Below are 15,467 nucleotides of genomic sequence, written 5' to 3'. Positions count from 1 at the left end.
GGATGCCCATGATAAAAAGATAAATAATTGGCTATCTTTGGGTGGAATATGCTTCTTTAGCCAGCAATAAGGAGGTTGGACCGTGTATGGTGCCATTTGAGTGCCGGTTAAGCGGTCCATGGCATTTTTTAGCGTATGCGGTTGATGGCTATAATAGCAGTAAGATAGTATACTTAAGATAATGAGCGATTGGAGGTAGTTGCAATGGGAGATAAAAATCCCAAGAACAAGGAGAAGAAGAAGAAGATAGCTGCAAAGAAAGCTGAAAAAAAAGCTGAAAGGAAAGCTATTTCTCAAACATCTTCAACATTAGAATCAGCGAACAAGCCCAAATAACTAGCTCTCATCCATTTTGGCAGGGAACGTAATAAATGTTTTTATTCCGCGTAGCAATAAAGGCAGCCGGAACGGCAGCGCATGTTGCACTGAGCCCTGATGTTCAGCTTTAACTGAACGATTTCACTTCCCGCCTTTATATGTCGGGGTAGGGAACACCCAACTTTTTATTTTTCCGTATTTTGTAAATTTACTTAAATAGTCGATTTCAGCAAAGGTTAGGCTGGTAAAGAAACTTCTTAATTTATCATTAACGATGATCTCCTGAATGGCCGAGGCGTGAAGCGCTATTGCATCCCTCATGCCCCGCATGATTGTGTTAAGCATATATTTATCACTTATTATATTTTTGTCTTCCGGAATAACAGTAATATTAGTATAATGCTTGGGCAAACTGACTCCATAATAAACCAACTTATCTTGTATGACTTGCATTTCCTTTTGTAAAATTTCAATACCCTTATTTAATATAAGTATAAAATCAGGATCAGCGGCCAGTGACGCAAAAACCTGTGTTTGCCGTATATTATGGTACCTAAAGATCAGGTGATCCCATAAAAGGGCAATTTCATTGGTGGCGACTTTTTCTTTAGTTTCAGCTGGCACATATGGATATAACGGAGGCTCGAATAGCCAGTTTTTTAGTTTCATATATTTTATGAGATTATCAATCCTATGTATTGCTGATTTCATAAGTTCAATTATGAATGACCAAATTCCATCATCGGTAGGTGTATATTTTAAACTTAATGCCATTAAATTTACATCCAATCTTATAAAGCGGTGCATGACTTCAGCTGCATTTTGGTCGCTTATTATTTCAGAATTGCCGGCAGTATTGTGCTTTTCCACAGCCGGTTCGGGGCCAACAATAGAGTATTTCTGCAATAATCCTTCTAAGGTATTGCTTTCCTTTTTTAAATCAGCAAGAATTTTTGACAGATAAACTACAAAATCAGCGTCGTGAATAAAATTTTTCAAGTGGTTCATGTGATCTATTGATATATTTCTGTCCGTATAAGCCCGCCAGAGGGTATAGGCTTCATGAACATCCAGTTTAGCTGATTCTATTTGTCTGGGGTTTCTGAAGAAAGTCATATTAATTCCTCCACGGTAATTAATGTATGTATTATCTGCATATATTTCTTTTTTATTTAATAATCTAAAAAAAAGGTGGAATATTGCTTATAATAATCAAATTGCGATGTTACAGATCGTTTTTATGGGATAAAAAGACTTGCCTTTAAAGATACGGACCACCTGCCGAGGGAGGTCCTTCCTTTTTGTCCAAATCTGATCGTTTCGTTTATGCGGTTTTTATAAGCATATAAATTCAGGGCTTACGGCAAAATAGACTCGATATATTATGGATCAATAAAGGAAGTGTAGACGCTTAATGTACAAGCAACAAAAACAAAGAATTTTTATTTTCGGTCTTATAATAGCGTGCATAATATCAGTTGGAATTTATAGCTCATTATATTTTAATAAGCAAGTTCCTGTTTCAGTCACGCGGGGAAAGACTGTGGTAATAGACCCCGGCCACGGTGGCTCTGATCCCGGTTGTGCCTACCGGGATCAAATAATGGAAAAGGACCTTACCCTGGCGGTGGCCCGCGAGTTGGCCCAAATGTTGGAGAGCCAGGGCACTGCTGTCAAGCTCACCAGGGATGGCGACAAAGAGCCCGGCCGGAACGTATTCTTTTGGCAGCGCAAAGACAGCTTGGATGAACGGATTGCGGTGGCAGCAAAAAATAAGGCGGACATCTTCGTAAGTTTACATATCAACTCCTCACCCAAAACCAACAAAGCCGGGGCGGTGGTATTTTATAATCGGGCCAGGCCTTTGGACGGACATTTGGCGCAAAACATCCAGCGGGAGTTGAAGCACATTCCGGACATGGTTAAAAGAACCAGCCATGTTAGGAACTATTACATATTGAACCACCTGGAAATACCCGCGGTGCTGGTGGAACTGGGGTATATTTCAAGCCCCAAAGACCAGCTGCATCTGGTTGATGTTGAATACCGCCGGCAACTGGCCCGTTCCATCTGTACGGGAATAGTTAATTACTTTGATGACGCGCCGGAAGCAAATCTGTCCGCAACCCCGGCGATACTCGTTCCGGACCTGGGCGACAGTATCCGGGTTAAGGAAGCTGATAGCGATGTTAACAAAGGTATCTGGCCTAATTTATATTTTGTACCCCAAACCAAGACCGGGCTTTTTATGGCTGCGGAAGAGATGGATCCGGTGGCCGCAGCCAATTGCTCGCCGGAGGAACTGGCCCGGTCGGCACTGAAACAGTTGGCCCGGGGACCCAGGCAGTCCAAAGACCTGCGTCCCTGTTTACCGGAGGGCATTGCTTATAAATCTCTGCGGGTATCCGGATCCCTTGCGGTGGTCGACCTGGCGTTAACCGGCGACAAGCCCGGTTTTATAGGCAGCGAACAGGAATGGATCGCCGTCAGTTCCATTGTCTATACTCTTTTTGAACTGCCCGCTATCCAGCAGGTGCAAATACTGATTAACGGGCAGCAAGGCAAGACCTTGGCCGGACACATTGATATCAGCAAGCCGCTTAGCCGCGGTAATATGCCGCTGACTAAAGTCGCCGGGGGAATCATGGAAGGAAGAAAAGCCAAAGTAGCTATTGTAATTGATGATTTTGGCCAGAGCAACCCCAGCGGGGCCAAAGAAATGCTCTCCATCGACGCCCCTTTAACCTGCGCCGTTATGCCCAATGGTGAATATTCACGCCGGCAGGCCATACTGGCTGCGAAGCAGGGGTGCGAGGTAATCGTGCATTTGCCCATGCAGCCGCTGAGAGGTAAACCCAGCTGGCTGGGACCCGGCGCCATAACCGCCGACATGGACGCGGACGAAATCCGCCGGGTGGTGCGCCGGGATTTCGCTCAGGTTCCCTATGCCAGCGGGTTTAATAACCATATGGGCTCCCTGGTTACCGCCCGGGAGGAACTAATCCGCCCTGTGCTCGAAGTGGCCGGGGAAGAGGGTTTTTTTGTACTGGACAGTATAACCTCGGCTGAATCAAAAATTATTCCCCTGGCTCAAAGTATGGGTTTAGCGTATACCAAGAGAGACATATTTTTGGATGAAATCAAAAACGAAGCCCATATGAAAAAGCAGCTTGCCTCACTGGCGGATGAAGCCCTGGCCCGGGGGAGCGCCGTGGGTATCGGGCATGTTGGTTTGGGCGGTGATAAAATGGCCCGGGCGCTAAAGGAAATGATACCGGTAATGGAAGCCAGGGGGGTTGAATTTGTCTACCTGTCGGAGTTGGTATATTAATATAAAAAAATGGTCATTATCATTGCAGTTGGATGATGAGAGTGCTATTATTTACCCTCTTTCCTGCTTAAGGTGAGTGGCTCCCCCCCACACCATTGTAACGCATGTTGATATCTGTTTGTTATAAACTTTCTTGAGTACACGCCCCATCATAACCGCTGCAATAACATAAAATGACTCTGCCCAGCGGAGCGGGGTAAGTCGGACGCTTTTTTCAGGAGCCGGAAATCGCATATGGTTTAAGTAACCGGTGGTAGCGTGTACAAATTAATCATAGTAACCTTTACTCCATATGGATACGGATTCAAAATACTGGAATTTTAATTCATATTCCTTATCTTCCTGTTCTAATTGCTGAAACCATGGTTCATGTAAGATCTCTTCTTTGAAAACATTAGGTCTCCAAAGTGATACCCCTATATCTTCAAAAATATACATAAACCCTAAAACAGCATCTGGATCATCTTTATTATACTTTGAAATTTTTTCAAAGTAAGAGACTAAATCATTTGCCTTTGTTTTAAAAATTTCTATATCTTTAAAAACTACTTTGAAGTTGTCTATGATACCATCGGCTATTTCAATAAAATTTACAACTCCTTCTTTATTGTAATTCACCTGAAAACATGACTCATAATATAGGTCGATTAATATATTATCTCTTTTCAAGCTTTCAAAATTCATTCCCATTATTTCATGAACTGCTTTTCTACTCATTCCTAATTTTACTTTTCCAATACCAATATGTGGTTCTATGATTAACCTTCCCAATTAAGCATCTCCTTCCGAGTATGTAAAATTTTAATATTTATAGAGGGACTATAACGTCCCTCTATAAATAATGCAATAATTTAGCCGTCAATTCCAAAGTATTTTTCTGCTAAATAAAGTGCATATATCAATGAATCATAATATTTGTCTGCTAAATTACTGTAAATACCTTCTGAATCTGGAGCAGTTTTAAACCCATTAACCTCCATTTTTAAGAGTTTTTCATATTTACCGGCATTAAGCAACTTTAACTCTTCAGCTCTGAATGCTTTCTGAGAAGTACCACTACCCCAATTAGGTGTCTTTAAATGATCCTTATAAATCATTCTTATAGCCGGAGCTGTATTTGTATTAAAACCTGCTTTAGAGAGTGAATCTTTTGATATAAAATGATGTCTTTCTCCACCTTTTGTTGCCAAAGAGCTATATGCTCCTGCAGCAAAATTATATCTTTATCATTCCTTCTTTTGTTTTTTTGAGAGATTATTTCGCTCTTTACTATATAAACGTTTGTAGGTATGATTTGGTAACACTTTTATCTAAAAGTCTTTAAATCATTCTTTCAGATTTTTCGTTACAGCCTTCCGGCAAATAGGTTGGACGGTAAACATATGGCTGAGTTTATTTTTGTTCAATATAAATTGACAGGCCACGGTTTTTATAATCTTTATGGCCGCGGCTCCGGTCATGATAATTAATGTTATGGAGGGCATAAAGAATATTGATGTAAAAAGCTATTGCATATGGGCAGGATATTGGGCTTACTTTTTGTGGGAGCTCCTAGTTTTACTTCAGATGGGGTGTAATACCCATCTGAAGCCTTGGAGTTCGGCTTTAGCTGAACGAGTTTACTTTCCGTCTTTATATGCCGGGGTGGGGAATACCCAATTTTTGACCTTTCGTATTTGTTAAATTTACTTAAATAGTCGATTTCATTAAAGGTTAGGTTGGTAAAGGAACTTCTTAATTATTATTAACGATGATTTGCGGTCAGATTGCTTAACCCGTGAGATTGGAAGACAGGGGTACATTAATACTTGAAGTGTGGTATAATTATAACCAATAATGTAAAAAGGAGGAACCGATTTGTGCCGATATAGCCAAGCTGTCGTACTTTGGCAATCTTATAAAATTCTGGCTCTTGCCGATGGCAAGAAGATGGAATGCAAAAGTTTGTCTTTTAGTTTAGCGAGGGATTTTGTTGCCGTAAATGGTTTACATTTATGATAAAATAAAAGCACCGTATTGTTAACCATGGTTTTTAAAAAGTTTACAATTTGCTTTTGGGTGTAATAATTGTTCTTGCAAATTTGCGTGATAGGGCTTGCAGGCATAGATGATGAGTGCAGGCTGAGCTAAAACGTTTGATTGCCATGATAAAACAAATAAATTGAAAAGAGAGATTCAAATTATGTTAAGGTTGGAAGAGATCAAAGATAAGATACTTGCCGGCACATTAATTTTAAAGGACGAGGCTTTGGCCATATGCGAAGCGCCGCTTCATGAACTCTGTACGGCAGCAAACGCAATTCGGGAGCATTTTTGCGGAAATACTTTTGACATATGCACCATTATCAACGGCAAAAGCGGAAAATGCTCTGAAAACTGTAAGTATTGCGCGCAGTCCTCTTTCTACCAAACTGCGACGGAGGAATATACGCTGCTTGGCACGGATGTTATTGCGGAGCAGGCAAGATACAACCAGGACCGTGGTGTTCTGCGGTATTCTATTGTAACGTCCGGCAAAAGATTGTCAGATACTGAGGTAGATCAGATGTGTGGCAGCATCCGTGCCATTCGCAAAATATCTAATATTGCTGTTTGTGCCTCTTTTGGGCTTTTGGATGAAACGCAGTTTGCAAAGTTAAAAGCAGCAGGTGTTGTAAGAATCCACAACAACCTTGAAACATCACGCAGAAACTTTCCCAATGTTTGCACAACCCATACCTATGACGATAAAATTGCCGCAATATGTGCGGCACAGCGGGTAGGGTTGAATGTTTGCAGCGGTGGAATTATGGGGATTGGTGAGACTATGGAAGATAGAATCGACATGGCGTTGAATCTTCGTGAACTGACTGTCCGGTCCATCCCTGTTAACATGCTTAATCCTATTCCGGGTACGCCCTATGAAAATAACAGGCTATTAACTAACGAAGAAATGTGCCGCATTGTTGCGGTGTTCCGTTTCTTAATACCCAATGCATCCATTCGGCTTGCGGGCGGAAGAGGACTTCTTCCTGATAAAGGGAGACGGTGCTTTCTGTCCGGCGCCAATGCAGCGATTTCCGGCGATATGCTGACGACGGCAGGTATCACTATTGAGCAGGACATGAAGATGTTAGATGAATTGGGATATAAGGCTGAGTTGTGGAATGAGTAAAGGCCTTTTGGTCACAACAAACGGTACGGATGTTCGTATAATAAAGCAAACGCAAGTGTTGTTTCCTATTTATTGCCTTCGTCTTATTTAAATACTCTCTCGCCAATTCAATTGCTCCAGGTCCAGGCAGGTTTGTGTTTTACAAGGGCAGAATAACGCAAACTTCTGTCCCCTGTCCGGGTGAGCTGTTGATGATTAGCTGTCCCCGGTGCAGTTTAACAATTTCATCACAAATAGACAGGCCGATTCCGCTGCCTGCCGATGATGTTCCCTTGTAGAATTTCTGTGTTACTTGGGACAGCTCTGCGTGAGGAATACCGTTTCCGGTATCGGCTATTTTTATTTGTATCTGTTCCTGCCCTGCCTGAGCGCTAATGCTGATAATTCCCCCGGGAGGGGTAAATTTTAAAGCATTATCCAGCAGATTGATGACAACTTGCTTCAGCCTGTTGGAATCGGCTTTAATCGCCGGCAAATCCTTAATAGTTTCGCACACCAGGCAAATTCTCTGTCGCTGGGCTCTTGGATTCAATTGTTTTACGATGGAGTCCAACAGTTCCCGCAGGTGAACCGTATCCGGCTGCAGTGTAATTTTTCCCGCGGACAGTCCGGAGAAATCCAGCAGTTCATCTACCAGCAGGGTTAACCTGTCACTCTCTCTTTCAATAATACTCAGTCCGTCATTTATGTCATCCGTATTTTTTACTCCCCCGGTTCTGAGGGTTACCGCCCATCCCTTGATGGATGTTAACGGAGTGCGCAGTTCATGTGAGATGGACGCAATAAATTGGTTCTTCAATTGATCGCAACGCACTATTTCTTCCGCCATGTAATTTAATGTATCAGCCAGCTTACCTACTTCGTCATCATATTTTTTAACAGCCCGGGCGCTGAACCGGCCCGCGGCCATTTCCTCAGCCACCAGGGTAATTCTCTCTACCGGTCCGGTGATGGTTGCGGACAATAACACGCTTACCGTTGTGACCAGGAGCACCACCAGCAGCCCCGCGGCAATCAGTATTAAAGCCGCGTTCCTGATAACCTCGTGTATCCCGGCGAGGGATGTTATAAAGCGAATTGCTCCTACCACTTCACCGTTGGATTTCAGGGGATAGGCCACGGACATGGCCGGTTCGCCGCTAACGGGCAGGTTGCCCTGCCAGTGTCCCGATTCTCCCGCCAGAGCCCTGCGAATATCGTCAAAAGGCAGTTTCCCCGCGGCAGGTGTTCCCTGGGTGTCGGCCAGCGCCATCCCCCCGGCGTTTATAATCTGCACCTGTGCCGCGGTGGTTGATGAGTAACTTTTCAAGAGCGCACCGGCTTCACTTTCCAGATCTTTATGGGATAAATAGCACTCGTAGAAACCGCTTGCCACCTCTGCTTGTTTTTCAAGCATATCCTTCACATTATCGTAATAATATTGCCTAATTCCCATCAGCAACAAGGTGTCCATTATGATTACCGTAAGCAAAATCACCAGCAGGTAGCTGCCGACCAACCTTTTTTTAATGCTCTGCAACTTGTCCCTCCTCCCGCCAGCGGTAACCAAGCCCCCAAACGGTTTCAATATAAACCGGCTTGGAAGGGTTGTCCTCAATTTTTTCTCGCAATCTCCTGATGTGCACGTCAATGGTTTTGGGGTCGCCGAAGAAATCTTCACCCCAGGCCATATTTAACAGCCGGTCCCGGCTTAAGGCCAGGTTTCTGTTTTCCAGGAAGATCTTCATCAGGCAATACTCCCGGGGGGTCAGGTCCAATTTGTGATTATTTTTGTAGATTAGCTGGGCTCTGTCATCAAGTCGGAAGGGTCCTTGGCGTATAATTTGACTAATCTCCGGCTGAATTGCTTGCATTCGCCTAAGAACAGCCCGAATTCTGGCTGCCAATTCCAGAGGGTTGAATGGTTTCACCACATAGTCGTCCGCTCCCAGTTCCAGCCCCATCACCTTATCCATATCCTGTCCCCGGGCTGTAAGCATAATCACCGCTATGCCGGGAAATTCGACCCGCAGCCGGCGGCAAACTTCAAAGCCGTCCATACCCGGCAGCATGATATCCAGCACCACCAGATGAGGGCGGAATGTCTTTGCCTTGACTAAGGCTGCTTCTCCGCTGACGGCCTCCATAACCTGAAACGAATTTCTCTCCAGGTTAATAAGAATAAACTTGCGGATGGAGTCTTCATCCTCCACCACGAGAATTCTTTCTCGCCCCTTCATTGTTGCACCTCGCTCATGAAAACGCGGAAAACCCGTGTACAAAGAAAATTGCTTTGAACACAAGGTTTTCCACATATAATCTACTTCTACCAGCCGGTTGCATAATTGAAACTATTCGGCATTCCTTTAAAGCTTGAGTTAAATGTTCAAAGTCGAAGGTTTTTGAATCCCGATTAAAGTTCTTTGAATTTTGATCCATAACCTTGAAATCTTGACTTTCGACTTTCGATTGAATTGTTACAACTTTTCTAAAGCGCGTTGCACTATAGGTTGCTGTGAATAATAGCCGGAGTAGTTATACCGTTTTTCGGCCTCTTTAATGATCTCCAATGATTTTTCGTAAGCAGCTTTTGCCTTGTCAGTCTCCTTTAAGCCCGCATAACTTTGCCCCAAATTAAAATACTCCATGCTTAAGCTGTCGTTTTCCTGCTCCAGTTCTTGGATCGCTTTGACCAAGGTTGATCTGGCCTCCTCATATCTACCCAACTTGTTCAGGGCTTCTCCTTTCACTGCAAGCCAGTGTTTTGAGTCCTCGGGATCGCCTGATTTTATACCTTTAGTGATAGACTTCAATGCGTCTTCGGGTAGATTGGCCTTTAACTGGGCGTGGGCCAGAGAAGACCAGTAATATGGATCTTCGGGCATTTCTTTGACGCTCTCCCGGTAAAAAGCGACGACTTTCTTATAATAGCCGGGATAAAGGTCCTCGGCGCGTGCCCACCCGGTATCCGAATCAAACTTTTCCCAGCGGTATATTGTACAACCGGGATAATAGTGTTCCTCTGTTCCGGAATCAGAATTATAGACTTTTTCTCCGCGGGAATCAAGATGGTACCACAGGGCCAGGGCTGCCTGTTTGCCGGCGTCCTCCTGGTTGGGTGGAGCGAGGACTTCCATTTTATCGTAGCCAATGCCGGAGAGACGGGCCAGGATTCCCTCCCAATGTTCAAACTTGTCTATGTTCGCGCCCTCTCTTATACCGTCACCCTGCCAGCTCTTGCTGCTTGTATCGTGATCCTGCCAGGCGAAGATGTCCACACCGTTATGTTTACCCACTCCGCCCAGGCTCTCGGCGTCCACTGTCCAACCCAGCAGCAGTTCCGGCCGGCCGTCTCCGGTGATATCGGCAAAGCCGGCATGGTCCAGGGCGCATGCCAACGCATAATTTAGTTCCCAGACTTTTTGCCACTTGTTTTGCTTTTCCTGTAACAGAACCGCTCCCAATTGGACGGGGTTTTGCCCCACACGGTAGGTGGCCAGCAGTTCGGCCTTACTGTCGCCGTTCATATCCTGCTGTTGGATAGCCTTGGCCCCGGCGGGGTTTTCCGGCTCTTCCAACTTGGCTCCCGCGGGTAAAAACTCCTGCACTACGGTTTTTAGTGGATCGTTATCCTGAGTCTGCGCTCCGGCCTGCCGGGGGGCCATGATTGTACTCCCCGGCGACGGCAGCATGGAACAGCCGCTGATTAACAGGCCTCCCGACAATAGAAACCCTGACATCAATAGTTTCCAGTTCATATGTATCTCCTTTTTAGTCCCATTCTGACTGACTTCCCGGTACCGGAAGCTATCTTAAGTATAAGTCTTTCAGAGAAAAAAAGGGTTATGGAAGGGTTAAAAATGGTTAATAAAAGATTACCACACAGGAATCAATCCGGGGCAGAATTAGTTCTTAGCAATAGAAAGACTCAGTTGCTTCCACACTTCGATGGCTTCTATAGGTCCAACAACTATCCGAGTGTTTGGGAAATTTCGGAGGGTCGATTGGACCTTTCGGAATTTTCTTGAGCAAAGGTCAGCTTTGCCTTAAACAATAAATGGGGGATCATAGAATGAAAGTACACATACCCTTGTCTATTGGGCAGGATAAACTACTAAATAATATTTAGTTGCCTGCCTGCCCGGTTAAAGACCAGGAGCGCCTGATCCAGATCTTCCAGCGTATGGACGGCCATAACAGTCACCCTGATCCTGCTCGTGCCCCGCGGTACTGTAGGCGGCCGGATACCCGGGGCGAATACTCCCCCGTCCCGCAGTGCCAGGGCAAGGCGCATGGTTTTCTCATCATCCCCAATGAAGATAGGTATAATTGGAGATTCATAAGTGGGTATGTTATACCCCAGTTCAATTAATTTAGCCCGGAGATACCGGGCGTTTCTCCATAGCTTATGCCTGATTTCAGTCTCCCGCTGTACAATTCTCAAGGCGGCCAGGGCGGCTCCCACCGCTGCCGGCGGTAGAGCGGTGGAAAAAATAAAGCTTCTGGCCTTATTTTTAAGATAATCTATCAGTTCCGGGGTGCCGGTCACGTAAGCCCCGATGCTGCCCAGTGCTTTGCTGAGAGTCCCCATCTGAACCTGGATCTTGTCCTCAAGCCCATAATGTTCAACGATTCCCGCGCCTCGCCGTCCGAAAACTCCAGTGCCGTGGGCGTCATCCACCATTAACATGGCGCTGTAGCGTTCCGCCAGGGCCACCATTTCCGGCAACGGTGCAAGGTCGCCGTCCATGCTGAATACTCCGTCAGTGATAATTAGGCGTCGTCTGTTGTCCCGGGACTTCGCGAGTATTTCTTCCAGGTGTCCGGTGTCCCTGTGGCGGTAAACTTTTACCTCGGCCCGGCTCAGCCGAGCGCCGTCAATAATGCTGGCGTGGTTCAACGCGTCGCTAATGATAGCATCGCCCCTGCCTGCCAACGCCTGGATTATCCCCAGGTTTGCAGCATAACCTGAACCAAATAATACCGCTCCGGCAGATTTCTTAAATTGAGCTATTTCCTGCTCCAGTTCCTCATGCAGGGCGTAATTGCCAGTGGTCAGCCGCGACCCGCCAGCCCCTGAGCCCCAACTCTCAACGGCTTTCTTCGCGGTCTCTTTAACCTCCGGGTGCTCGGTCAGTCCTAAGTAATTGTTGGATGATAGAAGGATGCACTCTTTTCCTTCTATTACTGTCCTGGGAGACTGGGGTCCGTCAAGGCGTTGCGTCTGCCGAAAAAGGTTTTGGCGATAAAGTTCTTTTAGCTCATGCACCAGAAATTTCATAACTTGGTTCCCCCCGGTGTTGCCTTGTTGTCAACCTCATTATAAAAAATGGTTTACATTTATGATAATATAAAAACACCGTATTGTTAACCATAATTTTAAAAGAGTTTACAATCTGCTTTTTTGCAGCGGTGGGATTATCTTTAATCATCTCCACGAAGGTAACATGATGGATTGCTGCTTACAATCTTTGAGTATATCAACTGCTTTTACCTACTTTAGAGTTAGATAACTAATATAAAGACATCTAAAAAAGTCGCAAAGCGGAAATCCAGTACTTTGCGACTCTCTTATCTTTTGAATTTATGGAAACAAAAGTAGTTTTCAGTAAACTAAGCCATGTAATGAAACATTGTAGAAATTTTGTTTCGTTTTTTGTTTAGCATCATTTTATATTATGGTTGCTGGAATGTCAACATATCGGTTATTACGTTGTTGTTATGTTAGTATGATTAGTTTCCAGATAAATTTAACAGAAGAACTTTTTATAGTTGGACAATAGAATACAGTTCATCTTTCTGATCTTGGGTAATACCAATATAACGGAGCGTAATTTTGGCTGAGCTGTGATTAAAAGTATCCATAATAAGCCCTATATTGTATTTAGATAATTTATAAGTCCAATAGCCCCAAGTTTTTCTTAAACTGTGAGTGCCAAAGTTTTCAATGCCTATTACAGTTGCAGCTTCCTTCAGCACTCTGTAAACCTGAATTCTTCCTAAATAACCGCCCTTTTGACTTTGAAAAAGGTAGTCTTCTAAGGCAAGATGCTGAGTTTTAACATAATTATGAAGACATTTGCGCAAGGTTTCATTTAATTTAATTTTCTTTTCTTTTGCCGTCTTCTTTTCGTTTATGGTGAGATATTCTCTAAATTGCAACTGTTCATTAAAAATATCATTTATTTTAATAGATATAATATCGCTAATTCTCAAGCCTGTATTAATTCCAAATTTAAAAATTAACGCATATTTAGGATCACTTCCATTCAAGTATTGATAAAGTTGCTTAATCTTGGCTTTTTCTCTTATCGGTTCAACGGTCATAATTATCATGTTCCTCCCTTAATAATCTTCAATTATCTTTAAATACCTTCGTTTTTCTTAGTTTTTCAATTTGTGCTTGGAGAGCTCGTCTCTTGTTATTTACATCAATGTGTAATTCTGGATGATGGCGTGTGACCTTCACCAAGGCCGCGTGTTTTTTGTATTGTGGCCAGTGGGATTCCACACCATCTCCCGGCAGCAAACCTCCCATGTCTTCCTGGGTCTCCGCCCGAAATTCCTTCGTCCTGCCTATCCAAGAGGTGGAACGTCAGTCATGCTCCTTAACCGGGTCTTTGCCCTAATGGAAAAATTCAACCTGACTGTCCCGGCTCTCCGTTCTCAAGGTGCGTTATAAAGCATGTGGATAATGTTTGGGTCATTCACATCATCGTCTGGATGGGCTGCGGCACTCTCCACTCGGCGATGATGTGCTTATGTTGTTTCTATGTTTTGTTAGGATGTCTCTACGTCTTTATGCGGCTGTTTTCACCGACTGTTGAATATCGCCCATCATCTTCTCCGGATTGTAATCAACGCCCTTGCTGAGAATGGCGTAGAATACACGGATGAGTTTTCCACAGAGGGCAACAATGGATTGCATCTTGTTTAGCGGGTTCTTTTCCCTGGTCAGGTTGCGGTGGTGCAGTTCCCTAAACTCCGGATTCTTGCCCAGGATGGCGATCATGGTCATGAACAGCCCATGTCGTAACCGCTTCCGTCCCCGGTGACTGATGGTGGTCTTTCCTTTGTGCTTGCCGGAACTGTTCTCTACCAGGTTGAAGCCGGCCAGCTTTTGTATCTGCCGTGGGTCTTCGAACCTGTGGATATCACCGGTTTCACCGACAAAGGTTGTGGCTGTAACCAAACCAACTCCCTTGATGCCCAAGAGTTTGACTGCGTTCGGAACTTGAAGCAACAGTTCCAATATCAGTTGTTCCAAGCGTTCAAGCTGTACACAGTACAATTCGTACTCAGCAAGCAGGTTCTGCAAGCTGGCTTCTGAAGCTACATGGCCGTTGGTTCTGCCAATGCTGTTGGTTGCAGCTTTTACCAGCGCTTGTGCTCTTTTTATGCCCACAGAGCGCTTTACAACTGTCCTCCAGGTGGCCAGTATTTTGTCCGCGCCGGCTTCCAAAACCTTGGCTGGTGTAGAATATATCCGAAGCGTCAGAAGCGCCGTTTTTCCTGTCCATTTCTTGAATACACCGTCAAACTCTGGAAACCGGATATCCAGCCAGCGAACAACCCTGTTGTGGATAGCAGTTAGCTGCTTTTGCAGCCGCTCTCTTTCATCCACCGCTTCCCGTAGTTCTTGATAGATCTTGTCCGGGATGTACACCTCCCGGTAACGCCCGTCTTTCACCAGCATGGCGATTGTCTTCGGGTCCTTGCGGTCATTCTTGGTGGGGCTGTTGTCATCCAGTTCCTTGGTGCGTTTGACATGGAATGGGTTGACTATGGCCAGTTTATGGCCTTGGCGCTTGAGATGGTCACCCAATGAAAACCAGTAATGTCCAGTGGGCTCAAAGCCGGCGATGATTTCCGACTTTCCTTGCTGCTTGCAAATGTCCTGCATCCATCGGTCCAGGAGTTTAAATCCTTCCGCCGTGTTGCTGAATTTCAGCAGCTTACCCAGTTCAATCCCTCTGTAATCAAAGGCTCTGGCGTAGTGGGTTTCTTTCCCAATGTCGATTCCGACTACCAAGGTTTCAATTCTGATTTGCATAATCTTCTCGTTTTGTGTACGCTTCATGTAGAGGCGCCTCCTCAATTTTGGTTTTGTGCCTTCTTTTGCGGGATTAGCACATTACCATTGTATTGATGGGCGTCTCTTTTTTCAAAGGTCGTTTTTAATGATTACAGGAATGCTCCTAATATATCTTTAATAGGCTTTCGGCATTTTGCCGAGTTAGATAGCACAAGGCTCAGTTTGAACCGTCAACATTAAATTCCTCCTACCGTTTGTATGGGGGGATTTTTATTTTAGTAGTCATTGAACTGAAAATTCGCTTGAAAATTTTGTTGGAAAATTTATCATCGAATAAACTTCACGATATGATGCGGTTAGCTTTGCTGTCAGTTTGATTGAATTCTCGCAACGTAACGGTTCCTCCTATTAAATTACGAAAGCCTATTTTATATATTATATTATAAAAAAAGATACATTAGTATACATTTGAAAATCGTGAATATTTCAAAATTATTAGAGTAAATCGCTTATATAAATGGGTTCCTTTAATATTTAAAACGAAACAAAATTTCTAAAATGATACATTCCTAATGCGGTTAAAGAATGGGATTCTTTGTAATGAACATTTGGGAATTAAAAATGCAAAAGTTGAAAAAATCATAGAAGAA

The 15,467-nt window shown here is 44.2% G+C and carries 13 protein-coding genes; 3 read left to right on the top strand and 10 right to left on the bottom strand.

Translation table 11 applies throughout. The features are described from left to right. Positions 1–204 precede the first annotated feature (204 nt). Positions 205–336, top strand: a complete 132-nt coding sequence (locus tag ABDB91_RS15210; protein ID WP_347488545.1) for a hypothetical protein — start codon at positions 205–207, stop codon at positions 334–336. Positions 337–459: 123 nt separating this feature from the next. Here the strand turns inward: ABDB91_RS15210 and ABDB91_RS15205 are convergent, their stop codons facing one another. Further along, positions 460–1,434: a DUF3231 family protein gene (locus tag ABDB91_RS15205; protein WP_347488544.1), complete on the bottom strand. Its 975-nt coding sequence runs from the start codon at positions 1,432–1,434 to the stop codon at positions 460–462. A 427-nt stretch (positions 1,435–1,861) separates the two neighbouring features. On the opposite strand from ABDB91_RS15205, the gene ABDB91_RS15200 reads away from it, so the two are divergent. Further along, a complete protein-coding gene (locus tag ABDB91_RS15200) occupies positions 1,862–3,649 on the top strand; it encodes a divergent polysaccharide deacetylase family protein (protein WP_347488542.1) in 1,788 nt (595 codons plus the stop codon). 267 nt (positions 3,650–3,916) lie between these two features. On the opposite strand, the gene ABDB91_RS15195 is transcribed toward ABDB91_RS15200, so the two are convergent. Both ABDB91_RS15195 and ABDB91_RS15190 read right to left on the bottom strand, forming a co-directional pair. Then, positions 3,917–4,420: a hypothetical protein gene (locus tag ABDB91_RS15195; protein WP_347488541.1), complete on the bottom strand. Its 504-nt coding sequence runs from the start codon at positions 4,418–4,420 to the stop codon at positions 3,917–3,919. Positions 4,421–4,500: 80 nt separating this feature from the next. Beyond that, positions 4,501–4,839 (bottom strand): hypothetical protein, encoded by a 339-nt coding sequence (locus ABDB91_RS15190; protein WP_347488540.1) that lies wholly within the window; start codon positions 4,837–4,839, stop codon positions 4,501–4,503. Between the two features lie 992 nt (positions 4,840–5,831). Between ABDB91_RS15190 and bioB the strand changes: the two genes are divergently transcribed. Then, positions 5,832–6,803 carry a biotin synthase BioB gene (gene bioB / locus ABDB91_RS15185; protein WP_347488539.1) on the top strand — a complete coding sequence of 324 codons (972 nt, stop codon included), beginning with the start codon at positions 5,832–5,834 and terminating at the stop codon, positions 6,801–6,803. A gap of 139 nt (positions 6,804–6,942) precedes the next feature. On the opposite strand, the gene ABDB91_RS15180 is transcribed toward bioB, so the two are convergent. From ABDB91_RS15180 to ABDB91_RS15150, 7 genes are all read right to left on the bottom strand, one after another. Beyond that, a complete protein-coding gene (locus ABDB91_RS15180; protein ID WP_347488538.1) occupies positions 6,943–8,322 on the bottom strand; it encodes a HAMP domain-containing sensor histidine kinase in 1,380 nt (459 codons plus the stop codon). Beyond that, a complete protein-coding gene (locus tag ABDB91_RS15175; RefSeq protein ID WP_347488537.1) occupies positions 8,309–9,022 on the bottom strand; it encodes a response regulator transcription factor in 714 nt (237 codons plus the stop codon). Before ABDB91_RS15175 ends, ABDB91_RS15180 begins: the two co-directional genes overlap by 14 nt. Before the next feature lie 237 nt (positions 9,023–9,259). Continuing rightward, positions 9,260–10,540: a tetratricopeptide repeat protein gene (locus tag ABDB91_RS15170; protein WP_347488536.1), complete on the bottom strand. Its 1,281-nt coding sequence runs from the start codon at positions 10,538–10,540 to the stop codon at positions 9,260–9,262. A gap of 356 nt (positions 10,541–10,896) precedes the next feature. After that, entirely contained in the window at positions 10,897–12,063 is a 1,167-nt protein-coding gene (bioF, locus tag ABDB91_RS15165) for an 8-amino-7-oxononanoate synthase (protein ID WP_347488535.1), read from the bottom strand. A gap of 485 nt (positions 12,064–12,548) precedes the next feature. Beyond that, entirely contained in the window at positions 12,549–13,109 is a 561-nt protein-coding gene (locus ABDB91_RS15160) for a tyrosine-type recombinase/integrase (RefSeq protein ID WP_347488534.1), read from the bottom strand. A gap of 28 nt (positions 13,110–13,137) precedes the next feature. Then, positions 13,138–13,320, bottom strand: a complete 183-nt coding sequence (locus ABDB91_RS15155; RefSeq protein WP_347487748.1) for a hypothetical protein — start codon at positions 13,318–13,320, stop codon at positions 13,138–13,140. A 261-nt stretch (positions 13,321–13,581) separates the two neighbouring features. After that, complete coding sequence (locus ABDB91_RS15150) at positions 13,582–14,862, bottom strand: IS110 family transposase (RefSeq protein ID WP_347487749.1); 1,281 nt, start codon at positions 14,860–14,862, stop codon at positions 13,582–13,584. Between the last annotated feature and the right edge of the window lie 605 nt (positions 14,863–15,467).

It is taken from the genome of Desulfoscipio sp. XC116, assembly GCF_039851975.1.
In the GTDB taxonomy this organism is placed as follows: domain Bacteria; phylum Bacillota; class Desulfotomaculia; order Desulfotomaculales; family Desulfallaceae; genus Sporotomaculum.
This window is presented reverse-complemented; position numbering and strand designations above follow the sequence as displayed.

Coding starts and splice junctions, on each gene's coding strand:
- ABDB91_RS15155 (WP_347487748.1), bottom strand. CDS start 13,320: ATGGGAGGTTTGCTGCCGGGAGATGGTGTGGAATCCCACTGGCCACAA.
- ABDB91_RS15160 (WP_347488534.1), bottom strand. CDS start 13,109: ATGACCGTTGAACCGATAAGAGAAAAAGCCAAGATTAAGCAACTTTAT.
- ABDB91_RS15150 (WP_347487749.1), bottom strand. CDS start 14,862: ATGAAGCGTACACAAAACGAGAAGATTATGCAAATCAGAATTGAAACC.
- ABDB91_RS15205 (WP_347488544.1), bottom strand. CDS start 1,434: ATGACTTTCTTCAGAAACCCCAGACAAATAGAATCAGCTAAACTGGAT.
- ABDB91_RS15210 (WP_347488545.1), top strand. CDS start 205: ATGGGAGATAAAAATCCCAAGAACAAGGAGAAGAAGAAGAAGATAGCT.
- ABDB91_RS15175 (WP_347488537.1), bottom strand. CDS start 9,022: ATGAAGGGGCGAGAAAGAATTCTCGTGGTGGAGGATGAAGACTCCATC.
- bioB (WP_347488539.1), top strand. CDS start 5,832: ATGTTAAGGTTGGAAGAGATCAAAGATAAGATACTTGCCGGCACATTA.
- ABDB91_RS15170 (WP_347488536.1), bottom strand. CDS start 10,540: ATGAACTGGAAACTATTGATGTCAGGGTTTCTATTGTCGGGAGGCCTG.
- bioF (WP_347488535.1), bottom strand. CDS start 12,063: ATGAAATTTCTGGTGCATGAGCTAAAAGAACTTTATCGCCAAAACCTT.